Here is a 16,773-nt window from a genome sequence, read left to right as displayed (position 1 = left end):
CACCCGACACCCATCACCCGGGAGAAGACCCGATGTCCCTCATCGTCCCGACCTTCGACGACTCCGTGATCGTGCGCTCCGCCGACGCCCAGACCATCGGGGGCGGCCCGACCACCATCCGCCTCCTCGCCGACAGCAGTTCCACCGGCGGCGCCCTGTCCACGCAGCGCGTGACCCTGCTCGACGGCGCGAACGGCGCCGCGCCCCACCACCACTCCCGGTCCGCCGAGTTGTTCTACCTCCTCGACGGCACCGCCCAGCTCCTCTCGGGGGACCAGGTGGTGACCGCCGGGCGCGGCGACCTGGTGGTCGTCCCTCCCGGGCTCGACCACGCCTTCGCCGCCGCGCCGGGGGAAAACGCCGACATCCTCATCGTCATCACGCCCGGCGTCGAGAGGTTCGAGTACTTCCGCCACTTGGAGCGCATCGCCTACGGCAAGGTGCCGCCCGAGTCCCTGCTGGACGTGCAGGAGCTCTACGACACCTACTTCACTGCCAGCGAGCCCTGGACCGCGGCCCGCGCATGAAGCGGCGGGGCGCCCCCGAGGGGTGCCCCGCCGCTCCGCTGTTCCACTGCTCCGCTACCCGCCTACGGCAGCTGGTTGATCTTGAACGTCGAGGTCGTGTTGCGCACGTCCACGGCGTTGTCGTTCATCTTCAGGTTCTGGATGGTGACCTCACCCACCGCCGGACCCTGGCCCGCCTCGGGCATCTCGTTCGCCCAGAGGCCGAACCCGGACTTCGCGTCGAAGGCGTCGCCGCTCTTCTTGGCCCCGGTGATGGTGATGTCCTTCAGGATGGTGTCCTTGATGGGATTGACCGGCTGGCCGCCGACGTACTGCGTCTGGAACATGATTCCGCTGTACGTCGGGTCGATGATGTCGACGTTGTTGACCCGGATTCCCTGGAACACCTTGGAAGCGGAGAAGATCCAGATTCCGGGGAAGGTCTGCGAACCCCAGAAGTGGCCTCCGGACCGGACGATCGAGATGTTCTCGAAGGTCGTCGGGTCGGTCCCGAATCCGTTCATCGGATACCCGAAGTCCAGTGAGCTGATGGTGATGCCCGAGTAGACGAGGGTGTCGGCGATGTAGACGTTGCGGAAGGTGTTGTTGAAGCCGCCGTAGACGGCGACACCGGCCGCGCGCCAGGTCAGGATCGTGGTCAGGTTCTCGTAGACGTTGTTCTTCATGTCCGCGCCGCCCGCGTCGATCGCGGAGAAGAGCGCGAAGCTGTCGTCACCCGTGGAGCGCGCCTCGTTGTTGGAGACGAGGTTGTCCGTGCTGCCGTTGGTCATGTTGATGCCGTCGGCGAAGGTGTCGCGGATCCGCGAGTTCTTGATGGTGATCCGGTCGGTGTTGGCGCCCCAGTACAGGCACACCGTGTGCTCGTTCCAGACGTTGTCGATGGTCATGTCGGTGACGTTGGAGAAGTCGAAGACCTTGCCGGGACCGTCGATGCGCGAGGTGTAGTTGCCGAAGTAGGCGAAGCCGGAGAAGGAGGATCCCTTCGCGGTGCCCTCCGCGCGCCAGCCGTTGTCGGTGTTGTCCTGCGAGGCCGGGGCGTGGAAACGGGTGAACCACGGTCCGGCGCCGACGACCTGCACGGCCTTGCCGTACACCTGGAACTTGCTCGCCGTCTCGTAGTCGCCCGGCGGCAGGTAGACGCCCACGAGCTTGCCCGTGGTGTCCATGCGGACCTTGTCCAGGGCGTTCTGCACGTCCTGGTGGGTGAATCCGGCGGGAACGGTGTACGTCGCCGGGTCGGGGTTGGGGACGGCGGTGGCCTGCTCCAGGCTCACGAAGTCGATGGCGTAGGTGGTGGTGTTGGCCGCGTCCTTCTGGAGGCGGATCTTGCTGCCCGCCGGGACGGTCTCGCCGAGGAGGATGTTCGCCTCGTCGTAGATGTGCCGCGGGGCGCCCGCGGTCGGGGAGTTGCCCGGACCGGCCTCGGCCCCGTAGAGCCAGGAGTACTTCGAGGTCAGCGGCAGGGCCTTCTTCAGGACGCCGTTGACGTAGACGTCGATGGTGGAGTCGATGCCGCCGCCGCCCGGGGCGTCCGGGATGGAGAAGCGGGTGACCAGGGTGTTGGTGGCTGCCCGGGTGGTGAATTCGACGTACTCGCCGGTCGCGTCCAGGCTGACGGCCTTGCGGCCCGAGGCCTCGCCGGCGATGTCGCCGATGGTGCGGTTGGGGCCGACGACACTGGCGCCGCCGCCGACCACGCCGTCCTCCGCCTCGTAGGTGTCGAAGGGCATGTTCGCCCCGCGGCCGACGAAGAAGGGCTTGGTGGAAGTGTTGTTGCCGCGCTTGACGGGCAGTTCGTTGGCGTCGTCGGCGAGGACCACCTTGACGGTGTACTTGCCGTTGGCCGCGGTCCAGTTGCCGAGCGCGATCGGGGCCGAGGAGGCACCGGCCGCGAGCGCGCCGCTGAAGGAGCCTGTGAGCGTACGGACGGTGGCGCCGGCGGCGTCCTGCAGGGTGAGGGTGACGTTGTGGGTGCCCGCGGTGGCGGCCACGGTGCCCTGGTTCTGGACGGTGACGGAGAAGCCCACCGACTGACCGGCGGAGGGGGCGCCCGGCGACCAGTTGACGGCCGAGGCCACCAGGTCCGAGCTGTCGACCGGCTTGACCACCAGCGGGGAGCCGGTGAATGAGTTGTTGGTGTCGTTCTGCTCGACGACCGTGTTCGCCTCGTCGACGATCGCGCTCAGCGGATACGAACCGGCGTCGCGCGGGCCGATCCCGGCGGTGACGGTGGCCGTGGCGCCGGCGGCCAGCGCGGGCACGTTGGCGGTGGCGATCTTCGAGCCGCCGAGCTGGAAGGAGACGGCGGTCGCGCCGGCCGGGGCCGGTCCGGTGTTCTTGACGGTGGCGGACAGGGTGACGGAGTCCGACTCGACGGGGGCCGCCGGGGTGGCGCTCAGCGCGGTGATCTGGAGGTCCGGGTTGGGCGCCGGGACGCCGATGACCTGGAACTCCGCGATCTGGCCGTTGGAGGCGCCGGTGTTGGAGGTGAAGCGCAGCTGCACGTCCGCGACCCGGGCGGTCACCGGGATGGTGACGGTGTTGGATCCGGCGGCCGGGTTGAAGACGTAGTCCTTGGCGGCGACCAGGCTGCTGACGCCCGAGGCGCTCTGCTCGCGGCCGAGGACCTGGATGTTCTGGGTGCGCGTGCCCCAGCTGCTGTCCGGGTTGAGCTTGAGGACCAGGCGGTCCACGTCGGCGTTGGCGCCGAGCTTGACCGTCAGGGTGCTCGGGTAGGCGCCGGCCGCACCCTCCCAGTAGGTGGAGGTGCTGTTGTCGACGGCGTTCTCCGCGACGAAGGTGTTGATCACGGAGGAGCCCTCGACGGGCTTGCCGACGGCCAGGTTGGAACCGCCACCGCCGCCACTGCCGTTGCGGGTCACGGAGTTGCTGTCGCCGGAGCGGTTGCCCGCCGCGTCCTTGGCCCGGACGAAGTAGCTCACGGTGGCGGTGGCCGGCTGGGTGTCGGTGTACGTGGTGAGGTTGCCCGCGACCGTGGTGAGCAGCGTGTTGTTGGCGAAGACCTCGTAGCCGGTGACGCCGACGTTGTCGGTGGAGGCCTGCCAGGCCAGCTTGATCTGGCCGGAGGCCGGCTCGGTGAAGGCCAGGGATCCCGGGGCGGTCGGGGCCTGGGTGTCACCGGTGTCCCCGGCGCGGGTGACGCTGTTGCTGTTCGCCGACTGGTTGCCGGCCGCGTCCTTGGCGCGGACGTAGTACGTCACGCTCGCGGAGGCCGGCTGGGTGTCGGTGTAGCTGGTGACGTCGCCGGCGACGCTGGTGCGCAGCTGGTTGTTGGCGTAGACGTCGTAGCCGGTGACACCGGTGTTGTCGGTGGCGGCGTTCCAGGTGAGCTTGATCTGGCCGGTGGCGGGCTCAGTGCAGGCGAGCTGGGCCGGTGCGGTCGGCGCCTGGGTGTCACCGGTGGTGGGGCCGTAGATCTCCAGCTCGGAGAGCTGTCCGCCGGGCTGTACGGAGTTGAGCGATATCCATACGCGCACGTAGCGGGTGGTGGCGGCGTCGAAGGTGACGGTCACGGCGTTGCCACCGGCGGCGTTGAAGTCGTACGCCTTCGACGCGGTCAGGTCGGTGTAGTCCGTGCCGTTGGCGCTGCCCTGGATCTTGAGCGTCTGGCTGCGGGCGCCCCAGTTCTCGGGCAGTTTCAGGACCACCCGGTCCACGCGGACGGAGGAGCCGAGGTCGGCCTGGAGCCACTGGGGCATGGCGTTGTTGACGCTCTCCCAGTAGCTGGCCGTGTTCCCGTCGTTGGCGTTGCCGGGGACGTAGACCTGGGTGCTGCTGCTCGCGGTGAGCGTCTTGCCGAGCGCCAGGTTGGTGCCGGATTCGCCGGGGGCGTGGACTTCGAGCTCGGAGAGCTGGGCGGCCTGCCAGCCGGTGTTGGCCGTGATGTCGATCCGGACGTACCGGGTCTGGGTGGCGGGGAAGCCGATGGTGACCACGTTCCCGCTGCCCTGGCCGAAGGTGTACGTGGCCGAGCCGACCAGGGTGCTGTAGCTGGTGCCGTCGGCGCTGCCCTGGACGGACAGGGTCTGGTTGCGGCTCTCCCAGGCGGCGGGGAGCTTGAGCACCACCTGGTCCACCCGGGTGGTGGCTCCGAGGTCGGTCTGCACCCACTGCGGGAACGTGCTGCCGGCGCTCTCCCAGTACGTGGACTGGTTGCCGTCGGTGACGTTGGCGGCGGCGTAGCCGCCGTTGGTGCTGCTCGCCGTGGCGGGGCGACCCGCCGAGATGCTCGGTCCGCCGGCGGCCACGGCGGTGAGAGCGGGCCAGCCCAGCATCAACAGGGCTGTGCTGATCAAGGCGGCCAGGGTCCGCCATCTCCAGTTGTGCCTTCTCATATGTCCTCGTCCCTCGACATGAACTTTCTGAACCATGGGAGATAGGAATTTGCGGCGTTCGGTGCGAGAGTTGCAGAGCTTTGCCGAGTCGTCTACCGCTCTGACCGCACTTTTATGTCGTCATCGCTTGCGCAAGCTGGGCGCAAATAACGCAAGCCATTTGCGTGCATGAGGGAAATTCCGCTTACGCCCGAACCGCCCTACCGTTCCTACTCATGCGGTTCCTCCACATGAGCGCTCGGCGCCTCGGGCTGCCCAGACGGGCCGTCTCCCAGATCCTCCTGACCCAGCTGGCCATCGCCGCCGGGGTCCTCGCCCTGGCCACCGGCCTCTTCCTGGCCCCGCTGAGCGCGCAGCTCGACGACCAGGCCATGCGCCGCGCACTGGCCATCGCCCAGAGCGCGGCGGCCGACCCTTCGCTCGCCGCCGACCTCCTCGACTCGGAGCCCTCACCGGACGGCCCCGTCCAGGCCTCGGCCGAACGGATCCGCAGCGCCACCGGCGCCGAGTACGTGGTCGTCATCGACCTGAACGGGATCCGCCGCTCGCACCCGAGCCCCGACCGGATCGGGCATCCCGTCTCCACCGACCCCGGCGACGCCCTGGCGGGCCGCGAGGTCATGGAGATCGACGAGGGCACCCTGGGCCGCTCCGCGCGCGGCAAGGTGCCGCTGCTCGCCGCCGACGGCGAGATCGTCGGAGCCGTCTCCGTCGGCATCGACTACTCAGGGGTCCGCGACCGCTTTCTCGGCGCCATCCCGGGGCTGCTCGCGTACGCGGGCGGCGCCCTGGCGGCAGGTGCGCTCGCCGCCTACCTGCTCTCCCGCCGGATCCAGCGGCAGACCCGCGACCTGGCCTTCTCCGATATCGCGGGCCTGCTCGCCGAGCGCGAGGCCATGCTGCACTCCATCCGCGAAGGGGTGATCGCCCTCGACCGGGACGGCCGGGTCCGGCTCGTCAACGACGAGGCCGCACGGCTGCTGGGCCTCGCCCCCGACTCCGCCGGAGCCGTCGCGGGACGCGCGCTGGACGAGGTACTCGGCGCGGGCCGCACCACCGACGTCCTCGCCGGCCGGGTCACCGGCCGCGACCTGGTCACCGTCCAGGGCCCCCGGGTGCTCGTCGCCAACCGGATGCCCACCGAGGACGGCGGAGCCGTGGCCACCCTGCGCGACCGCACGGAGCTGGAGAACCTCGGCCGCGAGCTGGACTCCACCAAGGGGCTGATCGACGCCCTGCGCGCGCAGGACCACGAGCACGCCAACCGCCTCCACACCCTCCTCGGGCTGCTGGAACTGGGCCTGCACGAGGAAGCCGTGGAGTTCGTGACGGAGGTCGTCGGCGTGCACCGCAGCACGGCCGAGGAGGTCACCGAGAAGGTCCACGACCCGCTGCTGGCCGCCCTGCTGGTCGGCAAGGCCACCGTCGCGGCCGAACGCGGCGTCCCCCTGCGCCTGGCCGACTCCGCCCTGCTGCCCGACCGCCTCGTCGACCCGGGAGGGCTGGTCACCATCGTCGGCAACCTGGTCGACAACGCCCTCGACGCGGCGGTGGGCTCACCGGCGCCACTGGTCGAGGTCGACATCCGTGCGGAGGGCCGCACGGCCGTCCTGCGGGTCCGCGACAGCGGCCCCGGCGTCCCGGTGGCGCGCCGCGAGGAGATCTTCACCGAAGGCTGGTCGACGAAGCAGCCCCGGGCCCACCGTGAGCGCGGGCTCGGTCTCGCGCTGGTGCGGCGCCTGGCGGAGCGGCAGGGCGGCACGGTCCGGGCCGGCGAGACAGCGGACGGAGGGGCGGAATTCTCCGTCGTACTCCCGGAGGCCCTGCGATGAACGGGTCCGCGGTGAACGGACCCGCCGACAGTCCGAGCGGGGTGTCGGGCGACATCTCCGTATTGGTCGTCGACGACGACATGCGGGTTGCCCGGATCAACGCGGCGTACGTGGCCAAGGTTCCCGGCTTCCGCGTGTCGGCCCAGGCCCACTCGGCGGCCGAGGCGCTCGCGTTCCTCGACACCCACCCCGTGGACCTGATCCTGCTGGACCACTACCTCCCCGACGAGAACGGCCTCGACCTGGTCCGGCGGCTGCGCGAACGCGGCCACCACGCCGACGTGATCATGGTGACGGCCGCCCGCGACCTGGCCACCGTCCAGGCCGCGATGCGCCTCGGCGCCCTCCAGTACCTGGTCAAACCGTTCACGTTCGCGGGCCTGCGCACCCGGCTGGAGGCCTACGGAGCCCTGCGCCGCACCCTGGACACGGGCGGCGAGGCCGAACAGGCCGAGGTCGACCGGATCTTCGGCGCCCTCGCCGCGGCCGGCGCCGACGCCCCGAACGACCTCCCCAAGGGGCACTCCCCCACCACCGCCGACACGGTCCGCCGGATCCTGCTCACCGCCGAAGGCCCGCTCTCCACCCAGCAGATCGCCGACCGGGCGGGCATCAGCCGCCAGACCGCCCAGCGCTACCTCAAACTCCTCGACCGCACGGGCCGCGTCACCCTGGCCCTGCGCTACGGCGAAACCGGCCGCCCGGAACACCGCTACGCCTGGCGCCCCGCCGACCCCGGCGGGGCGCACTGACCGGGCCGGGACCTCACACCGCTCCGGCTCCCGTCAGCGACCTGACCTCCGTCTCCGCGTGAAGCCGCTCGTCCGCCTCCTCCGCGGAGGTCACCGTGCCCAGCCAGCCCGCCAGGAAGCCCAGCGGGATGGAGACGATGCCCGGATTCTGGAGCGGGAAGTACTGGAAGTCGACGCCAGGGAACAGGGATTCCGGACTGCCGGAGACCACGGGCGAGAGCACCACCAGCAGCACCGCCGGGACGAGGCCCCCGTACACCGACCAGACGGCGCCCCGCGTGGTGAAGCCGCGCCAGAACAGCGAGTACAGCAGCACCGGCAGGTTCGCCGAGGCCGCCACCGCGAAGGCCAGTCCCACCAGGAACGCCACGTTCAGGTCCTGCGCCAGCAGCCCCAGCGCGATCGCCATCGCCCCGATCCCGACGGCCGCCGCCCTGGCCACCGCCACCTCGCTGCGCTGGCGGGCGTGGCGGCGCTTGAGCGAGGCGTACAGGTCGTGCGCGACCGAGGCCGACGAGGCCAGGGTGATCCCCGCGACCACCGCCAGGATGGTGGCGAAGGCGATGGCCGCCACGAACGCGAACAGCACCGCGCCCCCGGTGGACTCGGCACCGCCCCCGAGGAAGGCCGCGAGCAGCGGAACCGCCGTGTTCCCCGAAGCGTTGGAGGCTTTGACCTGCTCCGGCCCGAGCAGCGCCGCCGCCCCGAAGCCCAGCACGATCGTCATCAAGTAGAAGCCGCCGATCAGCGCGATCGCCCACACCACCGACCGGCGTGCCGCCCGTGCCGTGGGCACGGTGTAGAAGCGCGACAGGATGTGCGGCAGCCCCGCCGTGCCGAGCACCAGAGCGAGGCCCAGGCTCATGAAGTCGACGCGGGCCGTCCAGTCCCCGCCGTACTTCAGCCCCGGCCCCAGGAACCGGGCACCGTGCCCGCTGCGGTCGGCGGCGGTGCTGAGCAGCTGGTCGAAGTTCCCGTGGAAGCGCAGCAGCACCATCACCGTCAGGGTGATCGCCCCGCCCATGAGCAGTACGGCCTTGACGATCTGGATCCAGGTGGTGGCCCGCATGCCGCCGAAGGACACGTAGATCACCATGAGCGCGCCGACCCCGATCACGGTCAGCGTCCGTGCGGCCCGGCCCGAATCGGAGAGCAGCAGGCCCACCAGGCTGCCCGCGCCGACCATCTGGGCGACGAGGTACAGCACCGAGACCACGACCGACGAGGTCCCGGCGGCGATCCGTACCGGCCGCTCGCTCATCCGCGCGGCGACCACGTCGGCGAGGGTGAAGCGGCCGCAGTTGCGGACGAGTTCGGCGACGAGGAACAGCACGACCAGCCAGGCGACGAGGAAGCCCACGGAGTACATCAGGCCGTCGTAGCCGAAGAGCGCGATCAGGCCGGAGATGCCGAGGAAGGAGGCGGCGGACATGTAGTCGCCCGCGATGGCGAAACCGTTCTCCAGAGGGGAGAAGAGCCGTCCGCCCGCGTAGAACTCCTCCGCGGATCCGTGCCGGTTGCGGCTGACCCACGTGGTGATGCCGAGGGTGACGGCGATGAAGACGCTGAACAGGATCAGCGCCAGTGCCTGGTGCTCGCTGGTCACCGGCCCGCCCCCCGGGTCCGGTCGCGCTCCTTGGCGTCCGCCCGGCGCACCTGCTCCTGCTCGAAGACCGTCCAGCGCAGGTCCAGGGCCGCGCGGTCGCGCCGCAGCCGGGCGTGCCGGGCGTAGGCCCAGGTGAGCAGGAAGGTGCTGAGGAACTGGCCGAGGCCCGCCAGCAGGGCCACGTTCACGGAGCCGACCACGGGCCGGGCCATCATGCCGGGTGCCGTGGTGGCCGCGATCACGTAGGCGACGTACCAGAGGAAGAAGCCGGCGGTCGCGGGGACGACGAACCTCCGGTAGCGGCCGCGCACCTCCTGGAAGGCGGCGCTGCGCTGCACTTCGAGGTAGATGTCGGACGCGCCGGGCGTGTGCGGTGCGGCGGCGGCGAACCGCGGCGGTGACGTTTCCGCACCGCCACCCGCTTCGCCGCCCGCACCCTCGCCCACCCCGGCACCCGCGCCCTCGCCCCACCCGACGGCCAGTGCGTCGTACCAGGGGTCGTCCAGCCGGATCGTTCCGGCATCACGACCTTCGTGCTTGTCCACCGAACTCTCCTTGTCCGCTGCCGCATTGGCCGCGTGCCCACAAGGATGTGCGGGAGGGAAGGTTTCCGGACTGGTGTCCCGGTGGTCTTCACTCCATCAGGTGATGGAGTGAAGACCATCGGTGTGCCAGTGCTCCGGTGGTGCCCGCTGCGGTCAGGCGTCGATCCGCGAGCGGTCCAGGGTGGCGGCGGAGCTGGTGATGAACTCCTTGCGCGGGGCCACCTCATTGCCCATGAGCAGGTCGAAGACCGACTCGGCCGAGTCCAGGTCGCCGATGTTGATCCGCCGCAGGGTGCGGAAGCGGGGATCCATCGTGGTCTCCGCCAGCTGGTCCGCGTCCATCTCACCGAGGCCCTTGTAGCGCTGGATCGAGTCCTTGATCCGGATGTTCTTGCGCTGGTACTCCAGCAGGGTCTGGCGCAGCTCGTTGTCCGAGTACGTGTAGACGTACTTGTCCTGGCCCTTCTTCGGCTGGACGAGCTCGATCCGGTGCAGCGGGGGCACCGCGGCGAAGACCCGGCCCGCCTCCACCATCGGGCGCATGTAGCGCTGGAAGAGCGTGAGCAGCAGGCAGCGGATGTGCGCGCCGTCCACGTCGGCGTCCACGAGCAGGACGATCTTCCCGTACCGGGCGGCGTCGATGTCGAAGGTCCGGCCCGAGCCGGCTCCTATGACCTGGATGATCGCCCCGCACTCGGCGTTCTTGAGCATGTCCGAGACGGACGACTTCTGGACGTTGAGGATCTTGCCGCGGATGGGCAGCAGGGCCTGGAACTCAGAATTCCGCGCCAGCTTGGCGGTGCCGAGCGCGGAGTCGCCCTCGACGATGAAGAGCTCGCTGCGCTCCACGTCGTCGCTGCGGCAGTCGGCCAGCTTGGCGGGGAGCGAGGAGGACTCCAGCGCCGTCTTGCGACGCTGCGCCTCCTTGTGCTGACGGGCGGCGATCCGGGTCCGGGCGGCCGCGACGATCTTCTCCATCACGGCGCGGGCCTGCTGCTTGTCGTCGCGCTTGGTGGAGGTCAGGAAGGCCTTGAGCTCCTTGGCGACCACGGCGGCGACGATCCGGGTGGCCGCCGAGGTGCCGAGCACCTCCTTGGTCTGGCCCTCGAACTGCGGCTCGGCGAGGCGGACGGTGACCACCGCCGTCATGCCCTCCAGCGCGTCGTCCTTGACCACGTCGTCCTCGGCGACGCGCAGGAGCTTCGCGGAGCGCAGCACCTCGTTCACGGTCTTGGTGACCGAGCGCTCGAAGCCGGAGATGTGGGTGCCGCCCTTGGGGGTGGCGATGATGTTCACGAACGACTTGACGTTCGTCTCGTACCCCGTGCCCCAGCGCAGCGCGATGTCCACGCCGAGCTCGCGGGTGACCTCGGTGGGGGTCATGTGGCCCCGCTCGTCGAGGACCGGGACGGTCTCCTTGAAGGTTCCCGTGCCGGTCAGGCGCTGCACGTCGCAGGCCGCCTTGTCCTGGGCGAGGTACTCGCAGAACTCGCTGATGCCCCCGTCGAAGCGGAAGGTCTCCTCGGTCTTGCCGGCCCCTTCGAGGGCGCGCTCGTCGCGCACCACGATGGTCAGGCCCGGGACGAGGAAGGCGGTCTGGCGGGCGCGCTGGTAGAGCGTGTCCAGCGTGAGCTTGGCGTCCTTGAGGAAGATCTGCCGGTCGGCCCAGTACCGGATGCGGGTGCCGGTCCTGCCCTTGGTGACCCGCTTGCCCTTGCGCAGCCCGTTGTCGGGGTCGAAGGGGCTGTCCGGGCCCTGCTCGGTGAACATGCCCGGGACGCCGCGCCGGAAGCTGATGGCGTGCGTGGCGCCGTTGCGGTCGACCTCGACGTCGAGGCGGGCGGAGAGGGCGTTGACGACGGACGCGCCGACGCCGTGCAGGCCGCCGGAGGCCGCGTACGACCCGCCGCCGAACTTGCCGCCGGCGTGCAGCTTGGTCATGACGACCTCGACGCCGGAGAGGCCGGTCTTGGGCTCGATGTCCACGGGGATGCCGCGGCCGTTGTCCCGGACCTCCACGGAGGAGTCCTCGTGGAGGATCACCTCGATGTGGTCGCAGTACCCGCCCAGGGCCTCATCGACGGAATTGTCGATGATCTCCCACAGGCAGTGCATGAGGCCACGGCTGTCGGTGGACCCGATATACATGCCGGGGCGCTTGCGGACGGCCTCCAGTCCTTCGAGGACGAGCAGGTGCCGCGCGGTGTAGTTGGAGCCGTCCCGGTCTGCTCCGGTCAGCAGTGCGCTGGAAGGCACGGACGTGTCGGCGGTCACGCAGTTCGCTCCTCGCTGAATTTCTTTTCTGGCCCGGTCGGGCGCAGTGGTGGCTCGGCTGCCGCTGGAAGGGTACCGAGGCCTGGTAGAGCCGATGCAACGCCACCCCAGCCTCTTCGTCAGCCTAGTGCAGATCCGCACGAGTGTTCGATCCCTCGTGGGAGTGAAGCAAACATCACGTTCCCTTCCACGCATGAACCATTTAGTGTTCGGGCACGTCCTCATGAACAACCGGCACTCAGCCGGAGAGGGCAGAACTGCGACAAGCGAACGACCTGACAACGCGAAACCGTAAAGCAACGCAATACGGCTCCTTCGCCGCCAACCGGCAACGGCCGGCCAGCTTCGGAAGGAAGTTTCGAGGAAAAGCCGCGAGCGGGAACGTTTTCGGCCTGGTTGGATGTTGACCCTGGTACGACAGCTCGTCGAGCTAGAGAAGAGGCGACGTGACTACTGTTCTGACACCCGCGACCCCGCTGACGGCCGCTGACCGATGCGACCGTTGTGGCGCCCAGGCATATCTGCGCGTCGTCCTGCTGAGCGGCGGTGAACTGCTCTTCTGCGCCCACCACGGGCGCAAGTTCGAGCCGGAACTCAAGAAGATCGCCGCGGAAATACAGGATGAGACCGAGCGGCTCACGTCCGCTCCGGCGGCGAATGCAGCCGACCCCGAGGACCGCTGACACAAGGCCTATACCTCGCATCCGACGAGCCAGGACCGGCCAGACCGGTCGACGGGCGGGACCTCTGAGACCCAGGGGTACCGCCCGTCCTCATGCCCGGGACCGGGTGCCGCTCCCGGACCCGGATCCACGGCGGGACCGGACCCGGCGCCAGGCCGGGCCCGACATCGGGGCCGCGCTCAGCGCTTGGGCGCCGGCCGGTCCCCCGCCAGAAGGCCCCTCCCGGGGCCCTGGGCGGGCCGTACGCCCGTTCCCAGCCCTCCGTGGGCATCTGGACGGGTCCGCTCGCGCCGGCCCGTCTGCGAGCCGGTGGGGAAGTCGGCCACGAACCCCATCAGCGGAGCGATCCGCGTGTACACCCCGGGGCTGTCCGCCCGGGCGCAGCCGCGCCCCCAGGACACCAGCCCGATGAGCCGCCCCTGGGCCACCAGCGGGCCGCCGCTGTCCCCCTGGCAGGCGTCCTTGCCGCCCTCACGGTCCCCCGCGCACAGCATGGAGTCGGCCCGGTACTGCCCGTCGGCATCCCCCGGGTACGCCCGCCCGCAGACCTCGTCCGCCAGCACCGTCACCCGGGCGGCCCGCAGCGCGTAGGCGTAGTCACCGAATCCGCTCGTGTCGCCCCAGCCGTACACGGCCGCCTCGGTCCCCGCGGCGTACGCTGGATGCCCCGGGTCCGCCATCGGCAGCACGTGCTGCGCCGGCACGGCTTCGCCCAGCTCCAGTACGGCCAGGTCGCCCGCGTTGCTACCGGGGTCGTAGCCGGGGTTCACCCGGGCGGAACGCACTGCGATCTCCCGGCCGTCGTCCGCACGCAGCTCCGTACGCCCGGTGATCACCCGGAAGTCCGGGACCGACTCGACCGGGCCGCCCAGCACCTGGCGCCCCAGGCAGTGCGCCGCGGTCAGTACCTTGGTCGGGGCCACCAGGACGCCCCCGCAGAACTGCCCGCCCCGCGTACCCCCGAACCGGTCACGGCTCGCGAGGGCCACGACCCACGGGGCATCGGCCACCTTCACCGGCTTTCCGCCGATCACCACGCTGTCCGCCGCTGCTCGCGGCGCCTGGCTCAGCGGGGCCGCCGCCGCTCCCGCGACCAAGGTCAGCGCTCCCGCCAGGACACGGGCAAAGGGACGACGCATGAGGCCTCCTGACTCCGAGTGTGCATGACTCCACCCAGAGTGGGACGCCCGGTGGCCGTGCGCACCCGCGCGGCCACCGGAGAAGGTCCTCGGCGGGGCTCAGTCCAGGTAGTCGCGCAGCACCTGGGACCGGGAGGGGTGACGGAGCTTCGACATGGTCTTCGACTCGATCTGGCGGATGCGCTCACGGGTGACCCCGTAGACCTTGCCGATCTCGTCGAGCGTCTTGGGCTGGCCGTCCGTGAGGCCGAAGCGCATCGAAACCACGCCGGCCTCCCGCTCGCTCAGCGTGTCCAGCACCGAGTGCAGCTGTTCCTGCAGAAGCGTGAAGCTCACGGCGTCGGCCGGGACGACCGCCTCGGAGTCCTCGATGAGGTCGCCGAACTCGCTGTCGCCGTCCTCACCCAGCGGGGTGTGGAGGGAGATCGGCTCGCGGCCGTACTTCTGGACCTCGATGACCTTCTCGGGGGTCATGTCGAGTTCCTTGGCCAGCTCCTCCGGGGTGGGCTCGCGGCCCAGGTCCTGGAGCATCTGGCGCTGGACGCGGGCCAGCTTGTTGATGACCTCGACCATGTGCACCGGGATGCGGATGGTGCGGGCCTGGTCGGCCATGGCGCGGGTGATCGCCTGGCGGATCCACCAGGTGGCGTACGTGGAGAACTTGTAGCCCTTGGTGTAGTCGAACTTCTCGACCGCACGGATCAGGCCCAGGTTGCCCTCCTGGATCAGGTCCAGGAAGAGCATGCCGCGGCCGGTGTAGCGCTTGGCCAGCGAGACCACGAGGCGGAGGTTGGCCTCCAGCAGGTGGTTCTTGGCGCGGCGGCCGTCCTCGGCGATGATCTCCAGCTCGCGCTTGAGCTTGGGCGCCAGCTTGTCGGAGTTGGCCAGCTTGTCCTCGGCGAAGAGACCCGCCTCGATGCGCTTGGCGAGCTCGACCTCCTGCTCGGCGTTGAGAAGGGGGACCTTGCCGATCTGCTTGAGGTAGTCCTTGACGGGGTCGGCGGTGGCGCCGGCCACGGCCACCTGCTGCGCGGGGGCGTCGTCCTCGTCGTCCGAGATGACGAAGCCCTTGCTCTCGCCGCCGTCCTCTTCCTCCTCGGACTCGGCCTTGGCCGCTCCCGCTTCCGTGGCCTCGTCGTCGCCGGCCTCGTCGGCGTCCTTCTTGGCGGCGGTCTTCTTCGCCGCCGTCTTCTTCGCGGCGGTCTTCTTGGCGGGCGCGGCCTTCTTGGCCGCAGCCGTCTTCTTCGCCGCCGTCTTCTTCACGGCGGGTTCGGTCGCTGTCTCCTGCGCGAGGGCGTCGGCGGTCTCCGGGGCCGCCACCTCGCTCTCCGGGGCCGTCGCAGCGACGGCCGGCGCGGCCGCCGTCTTCGCCGCGACCGTCTTGGTGGCCGTCCGCTTGGCGGGTGTCTTCGCTGCGACGCTCTTGCGGGTGGTGCGCTTGGGCGACTCCGCGGCACTGACCATCAGCGTCACACCCTCTTCCTCGAGGATCTGGTTGAGGCTGCGCAGAACATTCTTCCACTGGGTCGCAGGAATCTGGTCAGCCTCGAAGGCCCGACGCACGTCATCGCCGGCGATCTGCCCCTCGGCCTTGCCCCGCTCGATGAGCGCCATCACAGACTCGGAATCGGCGATCTCCGGCGGGAGCGTACGGGATGTGCTGGCCGACACGAACAACCTCTCGGAACGATGGAAACGGCTTCCGACCCCGGGCCTGGTGGTGCTGGACCGGAGCCGACGACCACCGACTGGGGATGGGCCGGCGGCGCGGGCAGGGGCCGGGGAGCTGTACAGCACCCCCAAGGGCTGCTGTCTTCCCTCCGTCGGCCATCACCTCTTAGGTCATCGCGTGACCTCGCGGAGCGTTACGCCCAATCTTCGTGGCCCGAGTCACACCCCGTTTGATGCCATGCCGGTCATACGGTCATAAATGTGGGTCCGGTGTGTCCGAACACGCCCCGTTTCGGGGGCCGGAGGACTGCTCGGGAGCGGCGCCGCCGGGCTCCGGGCCGCCGGGCCCCGACGCCGAAGCCGCCGGGCCCTCCCCCGGGGCCCGGCGACACGTCGGCAGCTCGCCCGTCATCCCCACACCCCCGCACACCCGAGCCCGTGGGCCCGTCAGTGCTCGCGCGGGGCGGGGACCACTCGCTCGACCTCCGGATGCACCGTCAGAAGCTGGCGCATCGCGTTCTCCGCGCCGATCGCGTCGCCGGCGGCGATGGCCTCGACCATCCGCGCGTGGTGCGCGACGCAGGTCTCGCTGGGGCGGTCGCAGGCGGTGACGGGACTGCCGGACACCTGGAGGGCGGAGGAGACGATGCCGGAGAGGTGCTCCAGCATGCGGTTGCCCGCGACCTGGATGAGAAGCGCGTGGAACTCGTTGTCCGCACGCGCGAAGGTGATCGAGTCGCCCTGGCCGAGGGCGTGGCCCATGATCTCGACCATGTCGACGAGGCGCTGCTGGATGTCCTGACGGCCGTGACCGGCGGCGAGGCGGGCCGCGAGCGGTTCGATGGTCCAGCGGAGCTCACCCAGCTCGCGGCGCTGGTCGTCGCGCTGCGGGCCGAAGGCGCGCCACTCGATGATGTCGGGGTCGAGCAGGTTCCAGTCGGCGACCGGACGGACCCGGGTGCCGACGTTCGGGCGGGCGCTGACGAGGCCCTTGGCCTCCAGGACCCGCAGCGATTCGCGGACGACCGTACGGGAGACCTCAAAACGCTGGCCGATCTCCTCGGGGACCAGCGGGCGGTCGGCGCCGAGGTCTCCGGAAACGATCATCTGGCCGAGCTGCTGGACGAGTTGGCCGTGGAGTCCGCGGCCGCGGCTGCCTGCCGCGCGCCGGCCGACCCGGCTCAACTCGATGTCGGATCCGTCCCAGTGGGGCACTCCGACGCGGTCGGTCCCGGAGGCCTCCGCGAAGGGGTAGCGGTCGAGTTCGCCCGAGCCGGCGAGGCCGGAGTCGGCGAGGCGGGCGGCGGTCATCATGGTGTGCGCAAGGGTACTCACGAATCCTTTGTCGGCCTCGTCTCCACCGCCCTTGAGGTCTTTGGTGAAAAGCAC

The 16,773-nt window shown here is 70.3% G+C and carries 11 protein-coding genes; 4 read left to right on the top strand and 7 right to left on the bottom strand.

What is annotated here, in order from left to right; translation table 11 throughout:
- The first annotated feature begins 32 nt into the window (after positions 1-32).
- Positions 33-527 carry a cupin domain-containing protein gene (locus OG490_RS27665; protein WP_330298972.1) on the top strand — a complete coding sequence of 165 codons (495 nt, stop codon included), beginning with the start codon at positions 33-35 and terminating at the stop codon, positions 525-527.
- A gap of 62 nt (positions 528-589) precedes the next feature.
- On the opposite strand, the gene OG490_RS27660 is transcribed toward OG490_RS27665, so the two are convergent.
- Positions 590-4,882, bottom strand: coding sequence for a discoidin domain-containing protein (locus OG490_RS27660; RefSeq protein ID WP_330298971.1), 4,293 nt, complete (start codon positions 4,880-4,882; stop codon positions 590-592).
- 230 nt (positions 4,883-5,112) lie between these two features.
- On the opposite strand from OG490_RS27660, the gene OG490_RS27655 reads away from it, so the two are divergent.
- Both OG490_RS27655 and OG490_RS27650 read left to right on the top strand, forming a co-directional pair.
- A complete protein-coding gene (locus OG490_RS27655; protein WP_330298970.1) occupies positions 5,113-6,714 on the top strand; it encodes a sensor histidine kinase in 1,602 nt (533 codons plus the stop codon).
- Positions 6,711-7,466, top strand: coding sequence for a DUF7342 family protein (locus OG490_RS27650; RefSeq protein ID WP_330298969.1), 756 nt, complete (start codon positions 6,711-6,713; stop codon positions 7,464-7,466). Before OG490_RS27655 ends, OG490_RS27650 begins: the two co-directional genes overlap by 4 nt.
- A gap of 13 nt (positions 7,467-7,479) precedes the next feature.
- On the opposite strand, the gene OG490_RS27645 is transcribed toward OG490_RS27650, so the two are convergent.
- The 3 genes from OG490_RS27645 to OG490_RS27635 all read right to left on the bottom strand — a co-directional run bounded on the left by OG490_RS27645 (position 7,480) and on the right by OG490_RS27635 (position 11,891).
- Positions 7,480-9,072 carry a solute symporter family protein gene (locus OG490_RS27645; RefSeq protein ID WP_330298968.1) on the bottom strand — a complete coding sequence of 531 codons (1,593 nt, stop codon included), beginning with the start codon at positions 9,070-9,072 and terminating at the stop codon, positions 7,480-7,482.
- The gene (locus OG490_RS27640) at positions 9,069-9,617 is read right to left on the bottom strand and encodes a DUF485 domain-containing protein (RefSeq protein WP_330298967.1); all 549 of its coding nucleotides are present in this window, start codon (positions 9,615-9,617) and stop codon (positions 9,069-9,071) included. The genes OG490_RS27645 and OG490_RS27640 overlap by 4 nt, the downstream gene beginning before the upstream one ends.
- 153 nt (positions 9,618-9,770) lie before the next feature.
- Positions 9,771-11,891 carry a DNA gyrase/topoisomerase IV subunit B gene (locus OG490_RS27635; protein WP_330298966.1) on the bottom strand — a complete coding sequence of 707 codons (2,121 nt, stop codon included), beginning with the start codon at positions 11,889-11,891 and terminating at the stop codon, positions 9,771-9,773.
- A gap of 446 nt (positions 11,892-12,337) precedes the next feature.
- On the opposite strand from OG490_RS27635, the gene OG490_RS27630 reads away from it, so the two are divergent.
- A complete protein-coding gene (locus tag OG490_RS27630; RefSeq protein WP_330298965.1) occupies positions 12,338-12,574 on the top strand; it encodes a DUF7455 domain-containing protein in 237 nt (78 codons plus the stop codon).
- A gap of 179 nt (positions 12,575-12,753) precedes the next feature.
- Here OG490_RS27630 and OG490_RS27625 read toward each other — a convergent pair whose 3' ends face one another.
- From OG490_RS27625 to OG490_RS27615, 3 genes are all read right to left on the bottom strand, one after another.
- On the bottom strand, positions 12,754-13,713 hold the full coding sequence (locus OG490_RS27625; RefSeq protein WP_330298964.1) for a S1 family peptidase: 960 nt from the start codon (positions 13,711-13,713) through the stop codon (positions 12,754-12,756).
- Between the two features lie 99 nt (positions 13,714-13,812).
- On the bottom strand, positions 13,813-15,384 hold the full coding sequence (locus OG490_RS27620) for an RNA polymerase sigma factor (protein ID WP_330298963.1): 1,572 nt from the start codon (positions 15,382-15,384) through the stop codon (positions 13,813-13,815).
- 447 nt (positions 15,385-15,831) lie between these two features.
- Positions 15,832-16,773, bottom strand: a complete 942-nt coding sequence (locus OG490_RS27615; RefSeq protein WP_330298962.1) for a FadR/GntR family transcriptional regulator — start codon at positions 16,771-16,773, stop codon at positions 15,832-15,834.

The sequence above is a fragment of the Streptomyces sp. NBC_00503 genome (genome assembly GCF_036346895.1).
GTDB lineage: Bacteria > Actinomycetota > Actinomycetes > Streptomycetales > Streptomycetaceae > Streptomyces.
Note: the sequence above shows the minus strand (reverse complement) of the source record. Positions and strands in the feature narration are given on the sequence as shown.

Coding starts and splice junctions, on each gene's coding strand:
- OG490_RS27665 (WP_330298972.1), top strand. CDS start 33: ATGTCCCTCATCGTCCCGACCTTCGACGACTCCGTGATCGTGCGCTCC.
- OG490_RS27660 (WP_330298971.1), bottom strand. CDS start 4,882: ATGAGAAGGCACAACTGGAGATGGCGGACCCTGGCCGCCTTGATCAGC.
- OG490_RS27655 (WP_330298970.1), top strand. CDS start 5,113: ATGAGCGCTCGGCGCCTCGGGCTGCCCAGACGGGCCGTCTCCCAGATC.
- OG490_RS27650 (WP_330298969.1), top strand. CDS start 6,711: ATGAACGGGTCCGCGGTGAACGGACCCGCCGACAGTCCGAGCGGGGTG.
- OG490_RS27625 (WP_330298964.1), bottom strand. CDS start 13,713: ATGCGTCGTCCCTTTGCCCGTGTCCTGGCGGGAGCGCTGACCTTGGTC.